The organism is Saliniferula longa (assembly GCF_050789285.1).
Classification (GTDB): domain Bacteria; phylum Pseudomonadota; class Alphaproteobacteria; order Rhodobacterales; family Rhodobacteraceae; genus CAVPWP01.
Genome location: NZ_JBOUVX010000004.1, coordinates 267,004 through 288,995 on the forward strand (window position 1 = coordinate 267,004; position 21,992 = coordinate 288,995).

The 21,992-nt window shown below is 67.1% G+C and carries 25 protein-coding genes; 14 read left to right on the top strand and 11 right to left on the bottom strand.

What is annotated here, in order from left to right; all coding sequences use genetic code 11:
• The first annotated feature begins 7 nt into the window (after positions 1–7).
• Both ACRDNQ_RS17850 and ACRDNQ_RS17855 read left to right on the top strand, forming a co-directional pair.
• The gene (locus tag ACRDNQ_RS17850; protein WP_431830066.1) at positions 8–1,192 is read left to right on the top strand and encodes an amino acid aminotransferase; all 1,185 of its coding nucleotides are present in this window, start codon (positions 8–10) and stop codon (positions 1,190–1,192) included.
• Between the two features lie 5 nt (positions 1,193–1,197).
• Entirely contained in the window at positions 1,198–1,722 is a 525-nt protein-coding gene (locus ACRDNQ_RS17855) for a DUF2478 domain-containing protein (RefSeq protein ID WP_431830067.1), read from the top strand.
• An 81-nt stretch (positions 1,723–1,803) separates the two neighbouring features.
• Here the strand turns inward: ACRDNQ_RS17855 and amt are convergent, their stop codons facing one another.
• Both amt and ACRDNQ_RS17865 read right to left on the bottom strand, forming a co-directional pair.
• Positions 1,804–3,165 (bottom strand): ammonium transporter, encoded by a 1,362-nt coding sequence (amt, locus tag ACRDNQ_RS17860; protein WP_431830068.1) that lies wholly within the window; start codon positions 3,163–3,165, stop codon positions 1,804–1,806.
• A 30-nt stretch (positions 3,166–3,195) separates the two neighbouring features.
• Entirely contained in the window at positions 3,196–3,534 is a 339-nt protein-coding gene (locus ACRDNQ_RS17865; RefSeq protein ID WP_431830069.1) for a P-II family nitrogen regulator, read from the bottom strand.
• Between the two features lie 274 nt (positions 3,535–3,808).
• On the opposite strand from ACRDNQ_RS17865, the gene ACRDNQ_RS17870 reads away from it, so the two are divergent.
• On the top strand, positions 3,809–5,980 hold the full coding sequence (locus ACRDNQ_RS17870) for a transglycosylase domain-containing protein (RefSeq protein WP_431830070.1): 2,172 nt from the start codon (positions 3,809–3,811) through the stop codon (positions 5,978–5,980).
• Positions 5,981–5,992: 12 nt separating this feature from the next.
• On the opposite strand, the gene ACRDNQ_RS17875 is transcribed toward ACRDNQ_RS17870, so the two are convergent.
• Both ACRDNQ_RS17875 and ACRDNQ_RS17880 read right to left on the bottom strand, forming a co-directional pair.
• Positions 5,993–6,604, bottom strand: coding sequence for an MlaC/ttg2D family ABC transporter substrate-binding protein (locus tag ACRDNQ_RS17875; protein ID WP_431830071.1), 612 nt, complete (start codon positions 6,602–6,604; stop codon positions 5,993–5,995).
• Entirely contained in the window at positions 6,582–7,352 is a 771-nt protein-coding gene (locus ACRDNQ_RS17880) for an MlaA family lipoprotein (protein WP_431830072.1), read from the bottom strand. Before ACRDNQ_RS17880 ends, ACRDNQ_RS17875 begins: the two co-directional genes overlap by 23 nt.
• 175 nt (positions 7,353–7,527) lie before the next feature.
• Between ACRDNQ_RS17880 and ACRDNQ_RS17885 the strand changes: the two genes are divergently transcribed.
• The 5 genes from ACRDNQ_RS17885 to ACRDNQ_RS17905 are packed head-to-tail and all read left to right on the top strand — an operon-like array spanning position 7,528 to position 11,191.
• Positions 7,528–7,992, top strand: coding sequence for a RidA family protein (locus ACRDNQ_RS17885; RefSeq protein ID WP_431830073.1), 465 nt, complete (start codon positions 7,528–7,530; stop codon positions 7,990–7,992).
• Complete coding sequence (locus ACRDNQ_RS17890) at positions 7,989–8,786, top strand: glycerophosphodiester phosphodiesterase family protein (protein WP_431830074.1); 798 nt, start codon at positions 7,989–7,991, stop codon at positions 8,784–8,786. Before ACRDNQ_RS17885 ends, ACRDNQ_RS17890 begins: the two co-directional genes overlap by 4 nt.
• 50 nt (positions 8,787–8,836) lie before the next feature.
• Positions 8,837–10,036, top strand: a complete 1,200-nt coding sequence (locus tag ACRDNQ_RS17895) for a GNAT family N-acetyltransferase (protein WP_431830075.1) — start codon at positions 8,837–8,839, stop codon at positions 10,034–10,036.
• Positions 10,017–10,310: a 4a-hydroxytetrahydrobiopterin dehydratase gene (locus ACRDNQ_RS17900; protein ID WP_431830076.1), complete on the top strand. Its 294-nt coding sequence runs from the start codon at positions 10,017–10,019 to the stop codon at positions 10,308–10,310. The genes ACRDNQ_RS17895 and ACRDNQ_RS17900 overlap by 20 nt, the downstream gene beginning before the upstream one ends.
• Before the next feature lie 38 nt (positions 10,311–10,348).
• Complete coding sequence (locus ACRDNQ_RS17905; RefSeq protein WP_431830077.1) at positions 10,349–11,191, top strand: mechanosensitive ion channel family protein; 843 nt, start codon at positions 10,349–10,351, stop codon at positions 11,189–11,191.
• A 3-nt stretch (positions 11,192–11,194) separates the two neighbouring features.
• Here the strand turns inward: ACRDNQ_RS17905 and ACRDNQ_RS17910 are convergent, their stop codons facing one another.
• Both ACRDNQ_RS17910 and ACRDNQ_RS17915 read right to left on the bottom strand, forming a co-directional pair.
• Positions 11,195–11,677, bottom strand: a complete 483-nt coding sequence (locus ACRDNQ_RS17910; RefSeq protein ID WP_431830201.1) for a peroxiredoxin — start codon at positions 11,675–11,677, stop codon at positions 11,195–11,197.
• 25 nt (positions 11,678–11,702) lie between these two features.
• Positions 11,703–12,188: a peroxiredoxin gene (locus ACRDNQ_RS17915; RefSeq protein WP_431830078.1), complete on the bottom strand. Its 486-nt coding sequence runs from the start codon at positions 12,186–12,188 to the stop codon at positions 11,703–11,705.
• Positions 12,189–12,271: 83 nt separating this feature from the next.
• Here ACRDNQ_RS17915 and ACRDNQ_RS17920 point away from each other — a divergent pair, with 83 nt between their 5' ends.
• Together ACRDNQ_RS17920 and rsmD are read left to right on the top strand one after the other, a co-directional pair.
• Entirely contained in the window at positions 12,272–13,480 is a 1,209-nt protein-coding gene (locus ACRDNQ_RS17920; RefSeq protein ID WP_431830079.1) for an NAD(P)/FAD-dependent oxidoreductase, read from the top strand.
• Complete coding sequence (gene rsmD, locus ACRDNQ_RS17925; RefSeq protein ID WP_431830080.1) at positions 13,477–14,052, top strand: 16S rRNA (guanine(966)-N(2))-methyltransferase RsmD; 576 nt, start codon at positions 13,477–13,479, stop codon at positions 14,050–14,052. Before ACRDNQ_RS17920 ends, rsmD begins: the two co-directional genes overlap by 4 nt.
• On the opposite strand, the gene ACRDNQ_RS17930 is transcribed toward rsmD, so the two are convergent.
• From ACRDNQ_RS17930 to sfsA, 3 genes are read right to left on the bottom strand one after another with little or no spacing between them, the layout of a single operon-like run.
• Positions 14,033–14,476: an META domain-containing protein gene (locus tag ACRDNQ_RS17930; protein ID WP_431830081.1), complete on the bottom strand. Its 444-nt coding sequence runs from the start codon at positions 14,474–14,476 to the stop codon at positions 14,033–14,035. The two genes, rsmD and ACRDNQ_RS17930, sit on opposite strands and share 20 nt — an antisense overlap.
• A 21-nt stretch (positions 14,477–14,497) precedes the next feature.
• Entirely contained in the window at positions 14,498–15,310 is an 813-nt protein-coding gene (gene map / locus ACRDNQ_RS17935; RefSeq protein ID WP_431830082.1) for a type I methionyl aminopeptidase, read from the bottom strand.
• 56 nt (positions 15,311–15,366) lie between these two features.
• Entirely contained in the window at positions 15,367–16,077 is a 711-nt protein-coding gene (gene sfsA, locus ACRDNQ_RS17940; protein ID WP_431830083.1) for a DNA/RNA nuclease SfsA, read from the bottom strand.
• A 48-nt stretch (positions 16,078–16,125) separates the two neighbouring features.
• On the opposite strand from sfsA, the gene ACRDNQ_RS17945 reads away from it, so the two are divergent.
• Genes ACRDNQ_RS17945 through ACRDNQ_RS17960 form a run of 4 tightly spaced genes read left to right on the top strand, consistent with a single transcriptional unit; the run spans position 16,126 to position 18,786 of the window.
• Positions 16,126–16,857: a competence/damage-inducible protein A gene (locus ACRDNQ_RS17945; RefSeq protein ID WP_431830084.1), complete on the top strand. Its 732-nt coding sequence runs from the start codon at positions 16,126–16,128 to the stop codon at positions 16,855–16,857.
• Positions 16,857–17,597 (top strand): GNAT family N-acetyltransferase, encoded by a 741-nt coding sequence (locus ACRDNQ_RS17950; RefSeq protein WP_431830202.1) that lies wholly within the window; start codon positions 16,857–16,859, stop codon positions 17,595–17,597. The genes ACRDNQ_RS17945 and ACRDNQ_RS17950 overlap by 1 nt, the downstream gene beginning before the upstream one ends.
• Positions 17,594–17,842 (top strand): carboxymuconolactone decarboxylase family protein, encoded by a 249-nt coding sequence (locus ACRDNQ_RS17955; RefSeq protein WP_431830085.1) that lies wholly within the window; start codon positions 17,594–17,596, stop codon positions 17,840–17,842. The genes ACRDNQ_RS17950 and ACRDNQ_RS17955 overlap by 4 nt, the downstream gene beginning before the upstream one ends.
• Positions 17,839–18,786, top strand: coding sequence for an OmpA family protein (locus ACRDNQ_RS17960; protein ID WP_431830086.1), 948 nt, complete (start codon positions 17,839–17,841; stop codon positions 18,784–18,786). The genes ACRDNQ_RS17955 and ACRDNQ_RS17960 overlap by 4 nt, the downstream gene beginning before the upstream one ends.
• Before the next feature lie 48 nt (positions 18,787–18,834).
• Here ACRDNQ_RS17960 and ACRDNQ_RS17965 read toward each other — a convergent pair whose 3' ends face one another.
• Both ACRDNQ_RS17965 and ACRDNQ_RS17970 read right to left on the bottom strand, forming a co-directional pair.
• On the bottom strand, positions 18,835–19,740 hold the full coding sequence (locus tag ACRDNQ_RS17965; RefSeq protein ID WP_431830087.1) for a LysR family transcriptional regulator: 906 nt from the start codon (positions 19,738–19,740) through the stop codon (positions 18,835–18,837).
• A 202-nt stretch (positions 19,741–19,942) separates the two neighbouring features.
• On the bottom strand, positions 19,943–21,970 hold the full coding sequence (locus ACRDNQ_RS17970; protein WP_431830088.1) for a 2,4-dienoyl-CoA reductase FMN-binding domain-containing protein: 2,028 nt from the start codon (positions 21,968–21,970) through the stop codon (positions 19,943–19,945).
• Positions 21,971–21,992 lie beyond the last annotated feature (22 nt).

Consider the following 21,992-nt stretch of genomic DNA (forward strand, 5'->3'; position numbering starts at 1 on the left):
GTTCCCGATGCTTTCCAACCTCACGCCCCAGCCCGCCGACAAGATCATCGAACTGATGAAGCTCTTCCGCGAAGACCCGCGCACCGCCAAGGTCGACCTTGGCGTCGGCGTCTACAAGGACGCAACCGGGCATACCCCCGTGATGCGCGCGGTGAAGGCCGCCGAGAAGCAGCTTTGGGAACAGGAGACGACCAAGACGTACGTGGCGCTGGCCGGCGACCCGGCCTTCGCCGACGCGATGCGCCAGCTCATCCTTGGCGACGCGGCTCCCGCCGCGCGCGTGGCGGGCGCCGCGACGCCGGGCGGCACCGGCGCGGTTCACATGGCCTTCGAACTTGCGAAGATGGCGAAGCCCGATGTGCGCGTGCGCGTGTCTTCCCCGACCTGGCCGAACCACCTTTCGATCCTGAGGCACCGCGGCATTGCCTTCGCCGAGTATCGCTATTTCCACGAGGCGACACGCGGCGTCGATTTCGATGCGATGATGGCCGACCTGGCCGACGTGGGACCTGGCGATCTGGTGCTGCTGCATGGCTGCTGCCACAACCCGACCGGCGCCAACCTTACCGAGGCCCAATGGGGCGCCGTGGCGGATCTGCTCGAGCGGACCGGCGCGGTGCCGATGATCGACATGGCCTATCAGGGCTTCGGCGATGGGCTTGATGCCGATGCCTATGGCACGCGGCTTCTGGCGGCGCGGCTGCCCGAGGTGCTGATCGCGGCAAGCTGTTCGAAGAACTTCGGCGTCTATCGTGAACGCACGGGGCTTCTGCTTGCCATTGCGGCGGATCAGGCGACGCGGGATATCGCGCAGGGTTCGATGGCGCACCTGAACCGCCAGAACTTCTCGTTCCCGCCCGACCACGGGGCACGGCTGGTGACGATGATCCTGAACGATCCCGCCCTGCGCGCCGACTGGCAGGCCGAACTCGAAGAGGTGCGGCTGGGAATGCTGGGTCTGCGCCAAAGCCTTGCGGACGAATTGCGCCAACGCACGAACTCGGATCGCTTCGACTTCGTCGCCCGGCATCGCGGCATGTTCTCGCGCCTGGGCGCAACCCCCGAACAGGTGATGGCGATGCGTGCCAGCCACGGGATCTACATGGTGGGGGATTCGCGGATCAACATCGCCGGGCTGAACGCCACGACCGTCCCGATCCTTGCCGAGGCGATCGTCAAGGCGGGCGTCTGACCGAGATGGCGGGCGGGCTGCGCATCGCCGCCGTCACCGGCGCGGCGTCCGGCCTGACCGATCCGATTCTGGCCGAGCTTGCCGACCGCCTGACGGCCGAAGGGCTGCGCGTATCCGGCGCGGTGCAGCGCACCACACCGTCCAGCGCCCTTCGCAACAAGACGATGGAGCTTGTCCTGCTGCCCGATCGCCGGGTGGTGACAATTTCCGAGGAACGCCCCCCGGGGGCGCCGGGCTGTTCGCTGGACCCCGGCGTCTTCGAGACCGTGGCGGCCGAGGTCGCCGCGCGAATCGCCCCGGGGGCCGACGTCGCGATCCTGAGCAAGTTCGGCCAGCGCGAGATCGAGGGGCAGGGCCTGCGCGCAGCCATCGTGGCGGCGGTGGAACACGACCTGCCGCTGCTGATCGGTGTCGCCCCCGCCCGCGTGGCGGCCTTCGAGGCCTTCGTTGGCGGCCCTGTGACCTGCCTTCCGGCGGCCGTGCCCCCCTTGCAGCGTTGGGTCCGCGACAATCTTGGGCAGCTTGCCTGAGCGCGGAAGATCGTCCTGAAACACGAGAAAGCCCGGGCGCGAACGCCCGGGCCAGTGGTGAAGAGCTGACAGGAAGGGAGATCAGCCCTTGGTGAAGTCCGGGTAGGCCTCCATGCCCATTTCGGCCATGTCGAGACCGTTGATCTCGGCCTCCTGATCGACGCGGATCCCCATGATCCCTTTCAGGATGATCCAGACGATCAGCGAGGTCACGAAGACGAAGATCCCGATCGCCGCGAAGCCGATGAACTGGGTCACGAAGCTCGTGTCCGGCGCATAGAACGGAACCGCCATCGTGCCCCAGAACCCGGCGACAAGGTGCACCGGGATCGCGCCGACCACGTCGTCGATCTTCATCTTGTCGAGCATCGGCACCGCGACGACCGCGATGATGCCACCGACGGCACCGACCCAGAGCGCGCCGAAAAGCGTGGGCTCGAGAGGGCTTGCCGTAATCGACACGAGACCGGCCAGCGCGCCGTTCAGCAGCAGCGTGAGGTCAGGCTTCTTGTAGAGCACCTGCGACAGGATCATCGCCGCCATCGCGCCGGACGCCGCCGCCATGTTGGTGTTGGCGAAGATCCGGCCCACGTCGGTGATGTCGCCCACGGTCCCGGCCGCAAGCTGCGAGCCCCCGTTGAACCCGAACCAGCCAAGCCACAGGATGAACGTCCCCAGCGTCGCGAGGGCCAGGTTCGAACCCGGCATCGGAATGGTCCGGCCGTCCTTGTAGCGGCCGATCCGCGGGCCAAGGACGAAGGCACCAGCCAGGGCGGCGAAGCCACCTGCGGCATGGACCAGCGTCGAGCCGGCAAAGTCGTAGAAGCCCATCTCGGACAGCCAGCCGCCGCCCCACTGCCAGGACGCCTCGATCGGGTAGATGAATCCGGTCAGGACGACCACGAAGATCAGGAAGGGCCACAGCTTGATGCGCTCGGCCAGGGTGCCCGACACGATCGACGCCGTGGTGGCGCAGAACATCAGCTGGAAGAAGAAGTCCGACGCGACCGACGCGTAGTCGAGCGAGGCATCCGCCGCCGCAAGGCCAACGGGTTCAAGCGACGTAGGCGAGAAAAGCGCGCCCAGCCAACCGGCGATGGTCCAGCCGTCACCCGGATACATCAGGTTGAAGCCGACCAGCCAGTACATGATCGCCGCGATCGAGAAGAGCGCGATGTTCTTGGTCAGCTGGGTGGTGACGTTCTTCGACCGAACGAGGCCGGCCTCGAGCATGGCAAAGCCCGCGGCCATCCACATCACAAGGAAGCCGCCGACCAGGAACAGCAGCGTCGTCATGATGTAGGGGCCGATTTCGTCGAAGGTCGGCGCGGCCTCGACGACTTCCTCGGCGACTTCGGCGGCCGTCTCGGCCTCCTGCGCGAAGCCCATCAGCGGCAGGGCCACGAGGGCGGCCGCGACTGGAATGAGAGTCTTTAGTTTCATGTGTTTCAGTCCCCTTGTCCTCGAGCGGCCTTAAAGCGCGTCCTCATTGGTTTCGCCTGTGCGGACGCGCACGGCGCTTTCCACATCCAGAACGAAGATCTTGCCGTCGCCGATCTTGTCGGTCTTGGCCGTGGTCGCGATGGTGTCGACGACCTGTTCGGCCATCCCATCCGAGACGACGATCTCGAGCTTCACCTTCGGCACGAAATTCACGGCGTATTCGGCACCACGATAGATTTCGGTGTGTCCGGACTGCGAGCCGAAGCCCTTGATTTCCGTCACCATCATGCCGCGCACGCCGATAGAGGTCAGCGCCTCGCGCACCTCCTCGAGCTTGAACGGCTTGATCGCTGCAATGATCAGTTTCACTTGCTGCATCCCCTTCCGTTACGCGGGGAACGCCCCCGCCAGTCCACGGACGAACAAGGAAGGCACGAACGGGGATTCTCAAGGAAACGCGGCCCCGCAGACGGACCCACGGCATCCGCATTTGCACAATTTTTGCACAAATGGGGGGCGTCGCCTATTTTTTAGACAGATCGCGAATTATTCATCAGACGGAATCGGGCACCTTCGCACTCCACATCCCGCGCAAGGGCGAGTAATCTTCTGCAAAACGGGCAGAGCCAAGAATGGACACAGGATGATCGGGTCGCGCGGCAAACGCCCCCCATTGGTAGCGGACAAGCGGTCGTCGGGCGGGAAGAAGGCACGCCAGCCGGCCGAAAAGCCTGCGCCGAAGTCATCGCGGAGGCGGCGCACTGCGGCGCCCCGGCGCAAGCTTCACCCGCTGATCGGCTGGCCTCTGGCCTTGATCGGCTGGGTCGTGGGCCTTGTCTTCCGGCTGACGTGGCGCGCGGGCGTGATCGCCGCGCTGATCCTGGGGCTTGCGGTCGGCTACTTCGCGCTGACGATGCCCCCGGCCAGCGCGCTTCTCGACGCGCGCACGCGCGGGTCCGTCACGATGCTCGACCGGGACGGCGAGGTCTTCGCCTGGCGGGGCGAGCAGTTCGGCGGCCAGATCACCGCCGACACGGTCAGCCCCAACCTGCGGAACGCGATCATCGCGACCGAGGACCGCCGCTTCTACCGCCACTTCGGGGTCAGTCCGCGCGGCGTCGCCAGCGCCGTCCGCATCAACCTCAGCGAAGGGCGCGGGCCGTTGTCCGGGCATGGCGGATCGACCATCACCCAGCAGACCGCGAAGCTTCTGTGCCTCGGCGTGCCCTACGACCCGGCCAGCGGCATGACCGAGGCCGAGTACGAGGCGGACTGCCGACGCTCGACCATGCAGCGCAAGCTTAAGGAAGCGGTCTACGCGCTGGCCATGGAGCTTCGGTATTCGAAGGACGAGATCCTGACGATCTACCTCAACCGGGCCTATCTGGGGGCCGGGACGCGCGGGTTCGAAGCCGCGGCGCAGCGCTATTTCGGCAAGTCCGCGAACGAGGTGAACCCCTCCGAGGCGGCGATGCTGGCCGGGCTTCTGGTCGCGCCATCGCGGTTCGCGCCGACGGCCGACCTGCAAAGATCGCAGGATCGGGCGCGGCTGATCATCGGACTGATGGAGGAGCAGGGCTTCCTGACCACCGCCGAGGCCGACCAGGCCCGCGCCAATCCCGCGCAACTCAGCGCCGCCGCCGAAGCCCGCGCAGGGGGCTATTTCGCCGATTGGGTGATGGACGTGGGCCCGGCCTTTCTGACCAGCGAGACGACCGAAGACGTGATCATCCGCACGACCTTCGACCAGCGCATCCAGACCGCCGCGGAAGATGCGCTTCAGTACATCTTCGAAAACAAGGTGCGCGAAGGCTCGCAGGCACAGGCCGCGATCGTGGTGATGAGCGCCGATGGCGCCGTGCGCGCCATGGTGGGCGGTCGCAAGTTCCGTGGCGTCGCGGGCCAGTTCAACCGCGCGATCCAGGCCAAGCGGCAGACCGGATCGGCCTTCAAGCCCTTCGTCTATGCCGCGGCGCTGGATCTGGGGTGGTCCCCGAACGACATCATCCTTGACGGGCCGCTAACGATCAACATCCCCGGGTCCGGCCCGTGGAGCCCACGCAACTACACCAACGACTTCTACGGCCCCGTGACGCTGACCGAAGCACTGGCACGATCGCTGAACACGACCGCCGTGCGCCTGTCCGAAGAAGTCGGGCGCGACAACGTCCGCGCCGTGGCCGAAGCCTTCGGGATCCGCAGCGATCTGGCGCAGGGGCCTGCGCTGGCGCTTGGCGCATCGGAATCGACCCTGCTCGAGATGACCGGGGCCTATGCCGGGATCCTGAACGGCGGTTCGGCCGTCGCGCCCTATGGGCTGATCGAGATCCGCCTGCAGGGCGAAACCGACCCGATCCTGGGCCAGGAGGGCGGAATCCAGGAGCGGGTGATCCGCCAGGAAGCTGCAGAACAGCTTGTCTACATGATGAGCGAGGTGATGACCCGCGGCAGCGGCACGCGGGCCGCCCTGCCCGACCGCCCCTCGGCCGGCAAGACCGGAACGACGCAGGCCGCGCGCGACGCCTGGTTCCTGGGGTTCACCGCCGACTACGTGGCGGGCGTCTGGATGGGATATGACGACAACACGCCCCTGACCGGGGTCACCGGCAGCGGCCTGCCCGCGGAAATCTGGCACGAGACCATGGTGCGCGTGCACGAAGGCTTGCCGGTGCGCCCCTTGCCGATGCGCGCGCCCGAACCGCCGACGCGCGTCGCGCAGCGCGAACCGCAGCGCAGCGCGCCGGCGACCGGCACGGGCAACGCGGCCGACCAGATCATCATGGACGTGCTGAATGCGATCTTCGGCGCCCGCTGAGCCGGGCGGGCGTCAGCCCATGGACTGAAGGTCCTGCGCCAGTTTCGCGATGCTGCCGCCGCGGCGGTCCAGCATGGCGCCGATCTCGGTTTGTTCGGTCTTGATCAGGCTGACGCCCTCGATCAGCATGTCGAAGAACTTGTTGGCCCCGGACCGATCCGAGACCATGAAGCTGACCGCATAGGGCGACTGCCCCGGCGTCCGTGCGATGGCCTGCACCTCGAAGAAGGATTTGACCTCGCGCGCGCCCACCACCTCGATCCGGGTGCCCTGGAACTCGCGGAAGCGTTTGCCGTATTTGCGCGCCATGTAGCCCTGGAAGGCCTTGGTGAAGGCCGAAAGCTCGGCCGGACTGGCGCTTCTGGCCGTGGGGCCAAGGGCGAAGCGCGCGATCGTGGGCACATCGGCATAGCGCGCGAAGACCTGCTCGAAGTCGCGGTACATCCCGGCCTCCGACTTGCCCGAACCGATGATCGCGTTGATGTCGGCAACGGCCCCATCGATCAGCTGACGCGCCTGCGCCGTGGTCAGCGCCCGCGCGGGAAGCGCGGCCAGACAGGCGGCGCCTGCGGCAAGGGCAAGGGTCTGCCGGCGGGAAAGCCTATTCGTCGTAGATCTCGTCATAGATATCCGTCACCTGTTCGGCGGCGTCGCCACCCGAGTAATTGAAGCGCAAGTTCTGCAGGAAAAGGCTGCGTGTCTGCGCGTAGCTGTCTTCGCTTTCGTAGAAGACACTGTCGATCGGCCCGAGAAGATCATAGCGGACGTTCAGAAGATCGACAACTCCGACACCCGTGGCGGCAAGGGCCGAGGTTCCCTCAAGCGCGTAGGAATCCGCGTTGGTGAAGAAATCGACGACCCGGCCCACCGCCTCGCGCTGGGTCGACGGGCCCAGGAACGGAAGCTCGATGTAGGCGCCCTCGTTCACGCCCCAGGTGAACAGCGTCTCGCCGAAGCCGGTATCCCGCGTCTCGAGACCGAAGGACGCCGCCGGGTCGAAGATGCCGCCGACACCCAAAGTCGCGTTAAGCGTGAACCGGAAGGTGTTGTGGATCGCGTCCTCGCCGTTGCCTTGCAGGACGTTGTTCACCACGTCCCCGGTCAGGCTGATGGTATCGGCCAGGTTCCCGATCACGGTGCGCACCGGTTTCGGCAGCGTCTGGCCATAGAAGACGGCGGTCGGCCGCAGCACCCTGCTGTCGAAGCCCCGGTTGAAATCGTGGATGGCGCGGTTCGTCTCTTCGAAGGGATCGTTGATGCCGGTCGGCTGCTCGGGCGCGGCACAGGCCGACAGCAGCAGTCCGCCCAGAAAGAGCGGGACGACGCGGACGTGCGTCTGGGCACGAAGGATCAGGGGCCGGAGCGTGGTCATTTGCCTGTGTCAGATAGTGGATCCGGCGGCGCCGGTAAGGCCCCTGCGGTAACATGTTCGGGCGAATGTTGCGAGGGCGCGACAGGGAAAAACGGCCGGCCCGTCCTTTTCGGCTTTTCGTCGCCGATGCCGGGAATTAGCGTCGGCGCGGCCATCAGGACAGGGAGAGCGGGCGATGACAGGGCGAATCGAGACACGGCTGAAGGACCTTGGGCTTGTCCTGCCGGACGCCCCGGCGCCGGCGGCCAATTATGTGCCATTCGTCGTGGCCGGTGACATCGTCCACGTCTCGGGTCAGGTCGCCATGGCCAATGGCGCCTTCCTGACCGGCAAACTGGGCGCGGACATGGATGTGGCGGCGGGTGCCGCCGCCGCCCGCGCCTGCGCGCTGAGCCTTCTGGCGCAGGTGCGCGCGGCCAGCGGCGGCGACCTCGATCGGCTGAAACGGGTGGTGAAGCTGACCGGCTTCGTCAACTCGACCGCCGATTTCGTCGACCAGCCCAAGGTGATCAACGGCGCCTCGGACCTGCTGGTCGAGATCCTTGGGGAGGCCGGGCGGCATGCCCGCTCGGCGGTCAGCGCCGCGTCGCTTCCCTTCGGCGTCGCGGTCGAGATCGAAGGCGTCTTCCAGATCGCATGACCATGCCCGCGTCCGTGCCCGCGCCTGCATCCCTGCCCGCGGCGTTCCTGCGGGTTCCGCTGGCGCATCGCGGCCTGCATGACCCGGCGGCCGGCCGGCCCGAGAACACCCGCGCGGCGGTGCGCGCCGCCGTCGACGCGGGCTATGGCGTCGAGATCGACGTGCAGCCCTCTTCGGACGGGCAGGCAATGGTCTTTCACGACGAGCATCTTGCCCGTCTGACCGGCCAAGGCGGCGAAACGGCGGCCCGACCGGCAGCCGAACTCCAGCGCCTGAGGGTGCTTGAAAGCGACGAGACGATTCCGACCCTTCGGGACATCCTTGGCATCGTCGCCGGCCGCGTGCCGCTTCTGGTCGAGGTCAAGGACCAGCACGGCGGGATGGGCGCGATCGACGAACGGCTCGAGACGGTGGTGGCGCAGGACTTGCGGGACTACGCCGGGCCGGTCGCGGTGATGTCGTTCAATCCCCATTCGGTGGCGGCGATGGCGCGTCTTGCGCCGGGGGTTCCACGCGGGCTGACCACCGCCGCCTATGACGGGACCGACTGGGGCACCACCACGGACGCCCGCCGCGCCGAGCTGCGCGGCATCCCCGACTACGATCGCGTGGGGGCCTCCTTCATCAGCCACGAGGCGGCGGATCTTGCCCGTCCGCGCGTGGCCGAACTCAGGTCACGGGGGGCGGGGGTGCTGTGCTGGACGATCCGATCGCCGCTGGCCGAAGGTGCCGCGCGCAAGCACGCGCACAACATCACCTTCGAAAGCTACCTGCCCGCCGTCCCGCCGGCTTGACGCCCCCCGAAGGGGCCCCATGTGAAAGGCACGCCCCGGGCAGTTCCTCCATGACCGATACCCAGATCGAGATTTCCGTGCTTGCCACGCTGTCCGACATATCGGCGCAGGACTGGGACGCCTGCGCCTGCCCCGAGACGGCAGACGGTGCCCGGCCCTTCGACCCGTTCACCACCCACCGCTTCCTGAGCGCGCTCGAGGACAGTCGTTCGGTGGGCACCGGCACGGGCTGGCAACCCCGTCATCTGGTGGTGCGCAAGGGCGGCGCGGTGATCGCGGTCGCCCCGATGTACGCCAAGTCGCACAGCCAGGGCGAATACATCTTCGACCACAACTTCGCCCATGCCTATGAACGCGCGGGCGGGCGGTATTACCCGAAGCTTCAGATCGCGGTCCCCTTCACCCCGGTGACCGGACGGCGGTTCCTGACACGGCCGGGGCACGAGGCCGACGGAATGGCGGGGCTGATCCGGGGCGCGCTGCAGGTTGCGACCGAAAACCGGCTGTCCTCAGTCCACGCGACTTTCTGCACCCCCGACGAGGCGGCGCGGGGCGAACGGCTTGGCCTTCTGCGCCGCACGAGCCAGCAGTACCACTGGGAAAACGCGGGCTACCGCAGCTTCGACGACTTCCTTGCCTCGCTGTCGTCGCGCAAGCGCAAGAACATCCGCAAGGAGCGCGCCACGGCACAGGATTTCGGCGGCGAGATCCTTCGGCTTTCCGGCGAGGCGATCCGCCCCGAGCATTGGGATGCCTTCTGGCGGTTCTATCAGGACACCGGCGCGCGAAAATGGGGCACGCCTTATCTGACCCGCGCCTTCTTCGATCGCGCGCACGAGACCCTGCAAGACGACATGCTGCTGATCCTGGCGGTCAGGAACGGGCGCCCGGTCGCCGGCGCGCTGAACTTCATCGGGCGCGAACGGCTGTATGGCCGCTACTGGGGCGCGATCGAGGATCACGCCTGCCTGCATTTCGAATGCTGCTATTATCAGGCGATCGACCATGCGATCGCGCATGGCCTGAAGACGGTGGAAGCCGGCGCGCAGGGCGAGCACAAGATCGCCCGCGGCTATCTCCCGGTCGAGACACATTCGCTGCACTGGTTCGCCGACCAGCGCTTTTCGGCCGCGGTCGAGGACTACCTGCGGGCCGAGCGCGCCGCGGTCGGCGAAGAGATCGAGATCCTGACAAGCTACGGACCCTTCCGAAAGGTGATGGAGACTGCCGATGGTCGAGAAACTGACTGAAACCCAACGCGATGCGCAGCTTCCCGCGCTGTTCGACAGGGGCTGGGAACTGGTCCCCGGGCGCGACGCGATCCGCAAGACCTATCGCTTCGCGACCTTCGTCGAGGCCTTCGGCTGGATGACCCGTGCGGCCCTGCTGGCCGAGAAGATGAACCATCACCCCGAATGGACGAATGTCTACAACCGGGTGGTCGTGACGCTGACCACCCATGACGCCGACGGACTGAGCGAACTGGACCTTGCCCTTGCGAATCGGCTCGAGGCCCTGTCTTAACGGGACCCCACAGCGACAGAACTCCACAGGAGGGGGCAATGGAAGAGACCGTCGACCAGATCGTGGCCGAGATCGACACATCGCTTCAGTTCGTCCGCGAATCCGGATTCGAATTGTTGATGAACGTGCTGGGCGCGCTGGCGATCATCATCCTTGCCCTGATCGTCAGCGGCTGGACGAAGCGCGCGATCAGCCGCACGCCCCAGCGCATCCGGCATTTCGACCCGACGCTGGCCTCGTTCTTCGGCAACGTCGCGAAATATCTCATCCTCGTCATCGCCGCGATCACGGTGCTGGGCGTCTTCGGCATCCAGACCACGTCCATGGCGGCGTTGATCGGCGCCGCCGGTCTGGCGATCGGTCTTGCGCTGCAGGGAACGCTCAGCCACCTGGCCGCCGGCGTGATGATCGTGATGTTCCGGCCGTTCAAGGTCGGCGATTTCGTCGAAGCCGCGGGCGAGATGGGCACGGTCCGCGAGATCTCTCTGTTCAACACCGAGCTTGCGACCGTCGACAACGTGCAGGTGATCGTACCGAACGGCGACGTCTTCTCGTCGACGATCAAGAACTTCTCGGCGCACGACACCCGGCGCCTCGACATGGTCTTCGGTATTTCCTACGACAGCGACCTGAAGCGCGCCGAGGCGATCCTGAAGGACATCGTCGCCCGCGACGCCCGCGTCCTGCCCGACCCCGAGCCCTTCATCAAGCTGACGAACCTTGGCGACTATTCGGTCGATTTCACCCTGCGGCTCTGGTGCAAGGCCGCGGACTACTGGGACCTGAAGTTCGACGTGACCCGTGCGGTGAAGGAAGAGTTCGACGCGGGCGGGATCGACATTCCGTTCCCGACCGCCATCGAGCTGACCCGCGCGGCCTGAGGTCTAAAGCTCGTCCAGCATCGCCTCGCCGGTCGAGACCTCGCAAACGCCGGGCTGTTCCAGATGGAACCGGGTGACGACGCCGTCCTCGACCAGCATGGCATAGCGCCGCGACCGGTCGAGCATTCCCACGGCCGGGTTGCTGTAAAGAAGCCCCAGCGCCCGGGTGAAGGACGCGTCGGAATCGGCCAGAAGGGTGATGCCGGCCTCGGCAGCGCCCGACACCTTCCCCCAGTAGCGCATCACGTGCGCATCGTTGACCGACAGGCAGATGATCTCGTCGATCCCCTTGTCCCGGAAGGCATCCGCCGTGCGGATGAAGCTGGGAAGGTGCGCCGAATCGCAGGTCGGCGTGAAAGCGCCGGGCACCGCGAAAAGGATCACCTTGCGATCTTTCAGGCGCTCGGCCAGATGAACGGTTTCCGGGCCTTCGGGCCCAACTCTCAGTAGCGCCGCGTCCGGCAGGCGCTGGCCGACCTCGATCATCGCACTCATGTCCCTGCCCCGGCCATCACATCGCGGCCAGGAGTTCCTCGCCCACCGAAATCTTGCAAGTCGCCGGCTCGTCGACGTTCGACACGGTGATCACACCATCCTCGACCAGAAGCGCATAGCGGTTCGAGCGGTTGTAAAGGCCAAGCGGCGGCGCGGTGAAGTCCATGCCCAGGGCCTTGGTCAGGACCGCGTCGGCGTCACCCAGAAGGGTGATTCCGGCGGCGGTGGCGCCGGTAGATTCGCCCCAGGCCTTCAGGACGAAAGGATCGTTCACGGAGATGCAGACGATTTCGTCCACGCCGCGGGCGCGGAATTCGTCGGCCGTACGGACGAAGCTGGGGATGTGAATCGTGCTGCAGGGGCCGGTGTAGGCGCCCGGCAGACCGAAGACGACCACCTTCCGGCCCTTCAGCACATCGGCCAGTTGCACCAGCTCCGGTCCGTTCTCGCCCATGTGGGCCAGCGTCGCGTCGGGAAGTCTCTCGCCCACTGCCAGCGTCATCGTCATTCCTTTCGTTGCGTTTGCGTCTTGCGGGGATATAGCGTTGCGCCGGACAGCCGACCAGATGCAAGTGAGGGCAATCCATGAAGCATGTCGTGGTGATCGGAGGGGGGCAGGCCGGCGCATCCCTTGTCGCGAAATTGCGCGCGCTTGGCCACGACGGCGAGATCACTCTGATCTGCGACGAACCCGCCCTGCCCTACCAGAGGCCGCCGCTGTCGAAGAAGTATCTTTTGGGCGAGATGGAGGTCGAACGCCTCTTCCTGCGCCCCAAAAGCTTCTACGACGAAAACCGGATCACGGTGCTGACCGGCACCGCCGCGCAGGCGATCGACCGCGCAGAGCGGACGGTCACGGTCGACGGCAAGACGCTGCGCTATGACCAGCTTGCCTTGTGCACCGGGTCCGTCCCACGGCAGCTTCCGGCCGCGATCGGCGGAGGGCTTGCGGGGGTTCATGTCGTGCGGACGCTTGCCGACGTGGATGGCATGGTGCCCGAACTGACTCCGGGCGGCCGTGTCCTTGTCGTCGGCGGGGGCTACATCGGGCTCGAGGCGGCGGCCGTCTGCGCGGGGCTTGGCCTCAAGGTCACGCTGATCGAGGCCGCGCCGCGCATCCTGCAACGGGTCGCGGCACCCGTGACCTCGGACTATTTCCGGGCGCTGCATCTGGCGCACGGGGTCGAGATTCGGGAAGGCACGGGCCTTGTCCGCCTTCTGGGAACCGAGCGCGTCACCGGCGCGGTGCTGGCCGACGGCGTCGAGATGCAGGTGGACGCCGTGATCGTCGGCATCGGCATCACCCCGGCCACGGCCCTTGCCGAGGCCGCCGGCCTTGTCATCGACAACGGCATTCGCACCGACGAATACGGCCGCACGAGCGACCCATACATCTGGGCGGCGGGCGACTGCGCCTCGCTGCCGTGGAAGGGCGGGCGGCTTCGGCTGGAAAGCGTGCAGAACGCCATCGACCAGGCCGAGGCCGTCGCCGCGAACATGCTGGGCGCGAACGCTCCCTATGTCCCGCAGCCGTGGTTCTGGTCGGACCAGTATGACGTCAAGCTGCAGATCGCGGGGCTCAACACCGGCTACGACCATGTCGTCGTCCGCGACGGCGCCGACGGGGCGGTGAGCCACTGGTACTATGCGGGCCAGACGCTTCTGGCGGTCGACGCGATGAACGACCCGCGCGCCTACATGGTGGGCAAGCGGCTGATCGAAATGGGGAAATCGCCCGCCCCCACGGTCGTGATGGACCCCGCGACCGATCTCAAGGCCCTTCTGCGCGCGTGAGGATCATCGGCGGACGCTTCCGAGGGACGGCCCTGACCCCGGTCGGCAAGGGCGATCCGTCATCGCACCTGCGTCCAACCTCGGACCGGGTGAGGGAAAGCCTGTTCAACGTGCTGCTCGGCGGGCGCTTCGGTGATCCGGTCACCGGTGCGCGGGTGCTCGATCTTTTTGCGGGGACCGGGGCGCTGGGGCTCGAGGCGCTGTCGCGCGGAGCGGCGCAGGCGACGTTCGTCGAAACAGGGGGGCCTGCGCTGAGGCTTCTGCGCGGCAATATCGCGAAGACCCGGACAGAGGCGGAAACCCAGGTGATCGCGCGCGACGCGACCCGCCTCGGCCCCTGCCCGGCCGCCCCCTGCAATCTGGTCTTCCTCGACCCGCCCTATGGCAAAGGACTTGGATCGCGCGCGCTTGCCTCGGCGCTGACAGGCGGCTGGATTGCCCCCGCGGCCCTTGTCGTCTGGGAAGAAAGCGCCCCGCAAGACGCTCCCCCGGACTTCGAGACGATAGAATCCCGCCGCTATGGCGAGACCCACATCACCCTTCTGCGCGCGGTCACTTCACCTTCGGGATAAGGCGCAGGACTTCTGCGCCCGACGCATCCGTCAGGACAAGGCTGGTGCCCTCGAAGGCCAGACCCTTGGCCGAGATCATCGCCTCGATCATCTCGCGCTCGAGCGTATCAAGCGGCGGCGGGCAGGCCATCATCGTGGCGGCCACGGTTTCGGGAACCGTGATCGTTGCGCCGTCGCGGCTGTAGCCGCCGCTGAAGCGATTGCAGCCCGCCCACGCGGCGAAGGCGTCGTCTTCGAAGAAGGCGATCTCGGGCAGAGGCGCGACTTCGACAGGCTGTCCGCGCAGTTCGACGACCTGCCACTCTGTTCCGGTCAGGTCGGGCACCTCGGCCTGAACCGTATAGATCCGCTCGGGCCCGACCTCTGGCGCCGTGGCAGGAGAGACGCCGATCAGTAGGGCGGCGGCAAGGGTGGCGGGTGTCATCGGGTGTCTCCTTGAGAGATGTCAGGCCGAGGTCGGATAGAACCGGCCCGCGGGCGACAGGGTGAAGATCTCGCAGCCATCGGCGGTGACGCCCACCGAATGCTCGAACTGCGCCGACAGCGACTTGTCGCGTGTCACCGCGGTCCAGTCGTCGGCCAGCACCTTGGTCTCGGGCCGGCCAAGGTTGACCATCGGCTCGATGGTGAAGAACATGCCCTCTTCGAGAACGGGCCCCGTGCCGGGACGACCGTAGTGCAGGACGTTCGGCGGCGCGTGGAACACGCGACCCAGGCCATGGCCGCAGAAATCGCGCACGACGCTCATGCGTTCGGCTTCGACATAGGACTGGATCGCATGGCCGATGTCGCCGAAGGTGTTGCCCGGACGGACGGCCTCGATCCCCTTCATCAGCGCGTCATGGGTGACCTGCACCAGCCGTTCGGCCTTGCGCGACAGCTTGCCGGCCCCGTACATCCGGCTCGTGTCGCCATACCAGCCATCGACGATCACGGTGACGTCGATGTTCAGGATGTCGCCATCCTTCAGTAGCTTCGGGCCGGGGATGCCGTGGCAGACCACGTGGTTCACGCTGATGCAACTGGCGTGCTGGTAGCCCTTGTAGCCGATCGTGGCCGAGGTCGCCCCGGCCGCGTGCACCATGCGGGTGATCTCGGCGTCGATCTCGGCGGTGGTGACGCCCGGCCGCACCATCGGGGCCACGTCGTCAAGGATGCGGGCCGCCATTTCGCCGGCCTTGTGCATTCCGGCGAAGTCGGCGGTTTCGTAGATGCGGATGCCGTCCTTCGTCAGGCGGCCGCGGGTCGGTTCGTCCAATGGTCACTCCAGGCGTCTTCGCGCCCTAGATAGGCCCTATGCGCGGAATGTGCCAGTCACGCGTGCATCCCGATCGGCAGCGCACGGCCAAGCGTGACGCCCTCGCGCGAAATCCCGGCATCGTAGCACAGCATTTCGACGCCGGCGCGACGCGCCTCGTCGAAGGCCAGGGCATAGCCGGGGTCAAGGTCGGCCGCCATCTTCAGACGCGCACAATCGGTGCGCTGGACCAGGTAGAACATCACCGCACGGTGGCCATTGGCCACCACCTGTGCCAGCTCGCGCAGGTGCTTGGCGCCACGCGTCGTCACGCTGTCGGGGAACTCGGCCCAGTCGCCGTCGCGGCGCAGGTGGACGTTCTTCACCTCGACATAGGCATCCGGCAGACCCGGTTCGGTCAGCAGGAAATCGACTCGGCTTCGGGTGCCGTAGGCGACTTCGGGCCGAAACGCGCCGTAAGAGGCCAGCTCCGCGACGGCGCGCCCATCCAGCGCCTCGGCCACCACGCGGTTGGGAACCGCCGTGTCGATGCCCGACCAATGCCCGTCCGGCAATTCCGCAAGCCGCCAGCCATACTTCAGCTTCTTCCTCGGATCGTCGTTCGGCTCGAGCCAGATCCTCAGCCCGGGGTCGGAGAGCCCCATCATCGAGCCCGGGTTGGGGCAGTGGGCGGTCACCACCCCCCCGCCCTCAAGCTCGACATCCGCGAGGAAGCGTTTGTATCGCCGGATCAGCCGACCCGGCACGAGAGGGGTTTGAAAGCGCATGACGGGCGACCTATACCGCGCATGACCCTGCGACAAGGAGCGCCCGCGATGCCCAACCCCACCGCCGCCATCCTGGTGATCGGAGACGAGATCCTGTCGGGCCGGACGCAGGACACGAACTCGCATTATCTTGCGGCGGAACTGACCCGCCACGGCATTGACCTGCGCGAGATGCGCGTCGTGGCCGACGTCGAGGACGACATCGTCACGGCAATCCGGGCACTCTCCGACCGCTATGACCATGTCTTCACCTCGGGTGGGATCGGACCCACGCATGACGACATCACCGCCGACGCGGTCGGACGCGCCTTCGGGGCGGCGGTCGACGTGCGCGACGACGCCCGGGCGCTGTTACAGGCCCATTACGATCGGCAGGGAACCGAACTCAACGCGGCCAGGCTGCGCATGGCGCGGGTGCCTGCGGACGCCACGCTGATCGACAACCCGATCTCGGCCGCGCCGGGGTTCACCATCGGCAACGTGCATGTCATGGCCGGGGTTCCCGCGGTGTTTCGCGCGATGGTGGCCAGCGTTCTGCCGCGCATCACCGGGGGCACACCGCTCTTGTCGCAATCGCTGCGCATCGACCGGGGCGAAGGCGATATCGCCGGGCCACTTGCCGATCTTGCGGCGCGATACCCCGGTTTGTCCTTCGGGTCGTACCCCTTTCTGCAGAACGGAATCTATGGTGCCACCGTCGTCGTGCGCGGCACCGACGGCCCCGCGATCGACGCGGCCATCGACGAACTCGCGGCGCTTTTCCCAGACGAGCGCACGTGATCCTTCCCGACGAACCCAGGCTGCTGGACGCGCTCGACGCCACATGGCCTGCGGCCGCAACCCACCGCGCCGGCGGCTTCCTGATCCGCGAGGGCAAGGGCGGCGGGAAACGCGTGTCGGCCGCCACCCGTGACGCCGGCACCGCGGATGCCCGACCGCAGGACATCGACGCGGCCATCGCCGCGATGCGCGCGCTTGGCCAGACACCGCTTTTCATGCTGCGCACCGTGGACGCGACCCTCGATGCCGACCTCGCCGCGCGCGGGTTCGCGGTCGTGGACCCGGTGAACCTTTACGCCGCTCCGCTCGATCTGATCACCGGCGAGGTGCCGCGCGTGACCGTCTTCGACCTCTGGGAGCCCCTCGCCATCAGTGCCGAGATCTGGGCCGAGGCCGGGATCGGCCCTGCCCGGCTGGCGGTGATGCAACGCGTCGCCGGCCCCCGCACCGCGCTTCTGAGCCGCCTGGGCCAGATGCCGGCGGGCACCGCGTTCGTCGCCTGCGACGGCAAGGTCGCCATGATCCACGCCCTCGAGGTCCGCCCCGAAGCACGGCGCAAGGGCATCGCCGGCCAGATGATGCGCCACGGTGCGGCCTGGGCCCGGCGGCACGGGGCCGCGTATCTGGCGCTTGCAGTGACGCAGGCGAATGCAGGGGCAAACGCCCTCTATTCTTCCCTGGGGATGAAGGTTGTGGGACAGTATCATTACCGCTTGGCCAGCAAGGACCCCGAAGCGTGACCGACGACGCCCCCACCGCCCTTGACCCGCCGATGGTCGATCCGCTGCCCGAAGCGACGCAGCGCCATTTCGACCTGTGCAGGGGAAGGCGCGGGATGGTGCCCAACGTCCTGCACGCCAAACGCTTCACCGATCGGCACATCCGGGACGTCGCGTCGGTCGCGGCCTTCTTCAACAGGAGGAACCGCGCCACCTCGGCCACGGGAATGCCTCTCAATTCCGCCTACCGCAGTCGGGCGCGATGATCCGGGGCGCGCTGACGGCGATCGCGGTCCTATTGGCCGGCGCGGCGTGGGCGCAGGACCTGGTCCTGCCGGCCGCGTCAGCCCTTGTCGCCGAACAGGTCGATCCCGCGACCGACACGCCCTTTCCGACCGCGGCCTGGGGGGCCTTCGATCCGGTCAGCGCGCGTGCCTCGGGAACCGTCACGCGCCGGGTCTGGCGGATCGCGTCGGAGGGCCTGACGACGCTTCAGATCCTCGGGCCGCTGCGCGACCAGCTTGTCGCCGCCGGCTATGCGGTTGACTTCGAATGCGCCGATATCGCCTGTGGCGGCTTCGATTTCCGCTTTGCGCTGGAACTGATCGGCGAGCCTGACATGCATGTCGACCTCGGCGACTTCCGCTATCTGGCGGCGTCGCGCGGGGTCGACGGGTCCAGCGGGCGCGTGGCCCTGGTGGTCAGCCGAAGCCACGCTGCGGGCTTCGTGCACCTGACCTCGATCGCACCGGCGGAACCAGGTGCGGCCGCACCGCAGAGCGGCGCGCCCCAGGTCACCGCGCCCCCCTTACCAGGGCCGCCAACCTCGACAAACGGCCTTGCCGGCGCGATCGCCACCACCGGACATGCGGTGCTTGGCGATCTGGTGTTCGCAACCGGATCGTCCGAGCTTGGTCCAGGCCCCTTCGCCTCGCTCGACGCCCTTGCGGACTGGCTGACCGACCGGCCCGAGGTCACCGTCGTTCTGGTCGGCCACACCGATGCCTCCGGGTCGCTCGATCAGAATGTCGCCCTGTCGCGGGCGCGGGCGCGGGCCGTTCGCGATCGGCTGATCTCGGCCTATGGCATCGCCGCCGACCGATTGGGCGCCGAGGGCGTGGGCTATCTTGCCCCGCGCGCGCCGAACGACACCGACGCGGGGCGGCAGCTCAACCGCCGGGTCGAAGTCATCCTGCCGGCGACCGAATGAGAAAGGGCGCCCGAAGGCGCCCTTGATCCCGGCATTTCCACCCCGACCCTACCACTTGTCCGGGCCCTTTTCGGCGAAGGAGTTGACCAGAAAGTCGATGAACGCCCGCACCTTGGGTTGGGTAAATCGCCCCGGCGGATAGACGGCGTAGATGCCCTGCGTCTCGACCGGCAGATCAGGGATCGCCTCTTCAACCAGCCCCTGGCCCATCGCTTCGCTGTAAAGAAAGCTTGGAAGGTAGGCGATGCCAAGGCCCGAGATCGCGGCATTCAGAAGCGATTGCCCGTCGTTCACCGTCAGCCAGCCCGCGGTGCGGACCTGCCGTTTCTCGCCCGAGGGCGCGGTGATCTTCCAGACGTTGCCCGAGGCCTGGTTCGAATAGTGCAGAAGCTTGTGTTCGTTCAGGTCGTCGATCTTCATCGGACGGCCGTACTTCTGGAAATAGGCGGGCGAGGCGATCATGCGCTTCGTGGTTTCGCACAGCTTCCGGGCGCGCAGGGTCGAATCCTCCAGCTCGCCGATGCGGATCGCCATGTCGAACCCCTCCGAGATGAGTTCCACGTAGCGGTTGTTCAGCACCATGTTGACGGTGATGTCCGGGAATTCCTGCAGAAAGTCCCCCAGCACCGGCGACAGGTGATTCACGCCGAAATCAGTGGCGACCGAAATGCGCAGAAGACCCGAGGGCGCGGATTGCATCGAGGTGACAAGCGCGTCGGCCTCGCCCGCGTCGTTCAGCACTCGGCGCGCACGGTCGTAGTAGGCCAGACCGATTTCGGTCGGGCTGACGCGGCGGGTGGTGCGGTTCAGCAGACGGGCGCCCAGGCGGGCTTCCAGCGACGAGACATGTTTGGAGACCGCAGACTTCGAGATCCCCATCTTCTTGGCAGCATCGGTGAACCCACCCTGATCCACAACGGTTGCGAACGCTTCCATTTCGGTCAGTCGGTCCATGTGTTTTTCAACCCTTGTTACCTACACCCTCCAGCACGGTCGTTGTCGCCTTCAATTCGGGCGACAATGGGGTGAGGCGCCGACATTCTCGGGGTTTTGTAGGGATCGAATTGGGCACGAAAAAGGGGTCGGACCCCCGCTTTGTTTCCGAATCGGCATCCCGGGCCGGAAGGATTAAGCCCCAGCCCCGCAACAATAATCCTCAGAGACGCGCGGCCAGCCGGGTGCCCTGGTCGATCGCACGCTTGGCGTCAAGCTCGGCCGCCACGTCGGCCCCGCCGATCAGATGCGCCCCAATGCCGCGGCTGTCCAGCGCGTCGGCAAGCGCACGTTCGGGTTCCTGCCCGGCGCAAAGGACGATGGTATCGGCCTCGATCAAGCGGGGGTCGCGGCGGTCGGGACCGAAGCTCACATGAAGACCGCGCGCGTCGATCCGTTCGTAGTTCACCCCGCCGATCATCTCGACGCCCTTCATCTGAAGGCTGGCGCGATGGATCCAGCCGGTGGTCTTGCCTAGGTGGCGCCCAAGCTTTTCGGCCTTGCGCTGAAACAGCGTGATCCGGCGCGCGGCGGGCGCCGGGCGCGGGCCTTCGGGCGCCAGTCCGCCGCGCGCGCGCGCGGGGTCGGTCACGCCCCATTCGGCCAGCCAGGCCTCGAGGTCTTCGGTCGGGCTTTCGCCGGCATGGGCCAGGAACTCGGCCACGTCGAAGCCGATCCCGCCCGCACCCACGATGGCGACACGGTCGCCCACGGGCGCGTCGCCGGCCAGAACATCCACATAACTCACCACGTTCGGCCCATCCTGACCGGGGATTCCGGGGTCACGGGGCCGTACGCCGGTGGCCAGGATCACCTCGTCGAAAGCGGTCAGATCGTCCAGCCGCGCCTCGATCGCAAGCCGCAGGTCGACGCGCGCCTCGTCCAGCATGGTGGCGTACCAGTCGACGAGGCCGTGAAACTCTTCCTTGCCGGGAATGCGCAGCGCCATGTTGAGCTGCCCGCCGATCCGACCGGACCTCTCGAACAGCGTGACCTTGTGCCCGCGTTCGGCGGCCGTGACCGCCGCCGACAGCCCCGCCGGCCCCGCCCCGACCACCGCCACGCGCCGGGGTGCGGCGGCAGGGGTGATCACAAGCTCGGTCTCGTGACAGGCCCGCGGGTTCACGAGGCACGAGGTCAGCTTGAGTTCGAAGGTGTGGTCAAGGCAGGCCTGGTTGCAGGCGATGCAAGGCGCGATGGTTCGGGCGCGACCGGCCCTTGCCTTCGCCACGAACTGGCTGTCGGCCAGAAACGGCCGCGCCATCGAGACCATGTCGGCCGCGCCCTCGGCCAACACCGCTTCGGCCACCTCGGGCGTGTTGATCCGGTTCGAGGTGACGATGGGAATGGCGACCTCGCCCATCAGCTTCCTGGTCACCCAGGTGAAGGCCCGTCGTGGAACCGACGTCGCGATCGTGGGGATGCGCGCCTCGTGCCAGCCGATCCCCGTGTTCAGGATCGAGGCGCCGGCGCCTTCGATCTCTTTCGCAAGGCGCACGACCTCGTCCCAGGTCGAGCCGTCCGGGACAAGGTCGATCATGCTGAGGCGGTAGATCACGATGAAATCGGTGCCGACCGCCGCGCGGACACGGCGCACGACCTCGATCGGAAGACGGATACGGTTTTCGTAGGTCCCACCCCATCGATCGGTGCGCCGGTTGGTCCGGGCGGCGATGAACTGGTTGAGGAAATACCCCTCGGATCCCATCACCTCGACCCCGTCGTAGCCTGCCTCGCGGGCGCGGGCGGCGGCGGTGGCGATGTCGGCGATCTGCGTCCCGATCCCCGCCTCGTCGAGTTCCCGCGGTGGAAAGGGCGAGATCGGGGACTTGATCGCCGAAGGCGCGACCGCCTCGGGGGAATAGGCATAGCGGCCGGCATGAAGGATCTGCATGGCGATCCGCCCGCCTTCGCCGTGAACCCGGTCCGTCACGGACCGATGGTTCGCGATGTCCTGCCCGCTGAAGAGGCCCGAAGCGCCCGGAAAGACGGCGCCCTCACGGTTCGGCGCCATGCCCCCCGTCACGATCAGCCCCACGCCACCGCGGGCGCGTTCGGCATAGAAGGCGCCGACACGGGACCAATCGCCCGTCTCTTCCAGGTTCGTGTGCATCGACCCCATAAGAATGCGGTTCGGCAGGGTCACATGGCCAAGATCGAGAGGCGCGAAGATATGGGGATAGGGCGTCACGACAGGGCTCCTTGGTCGCGGC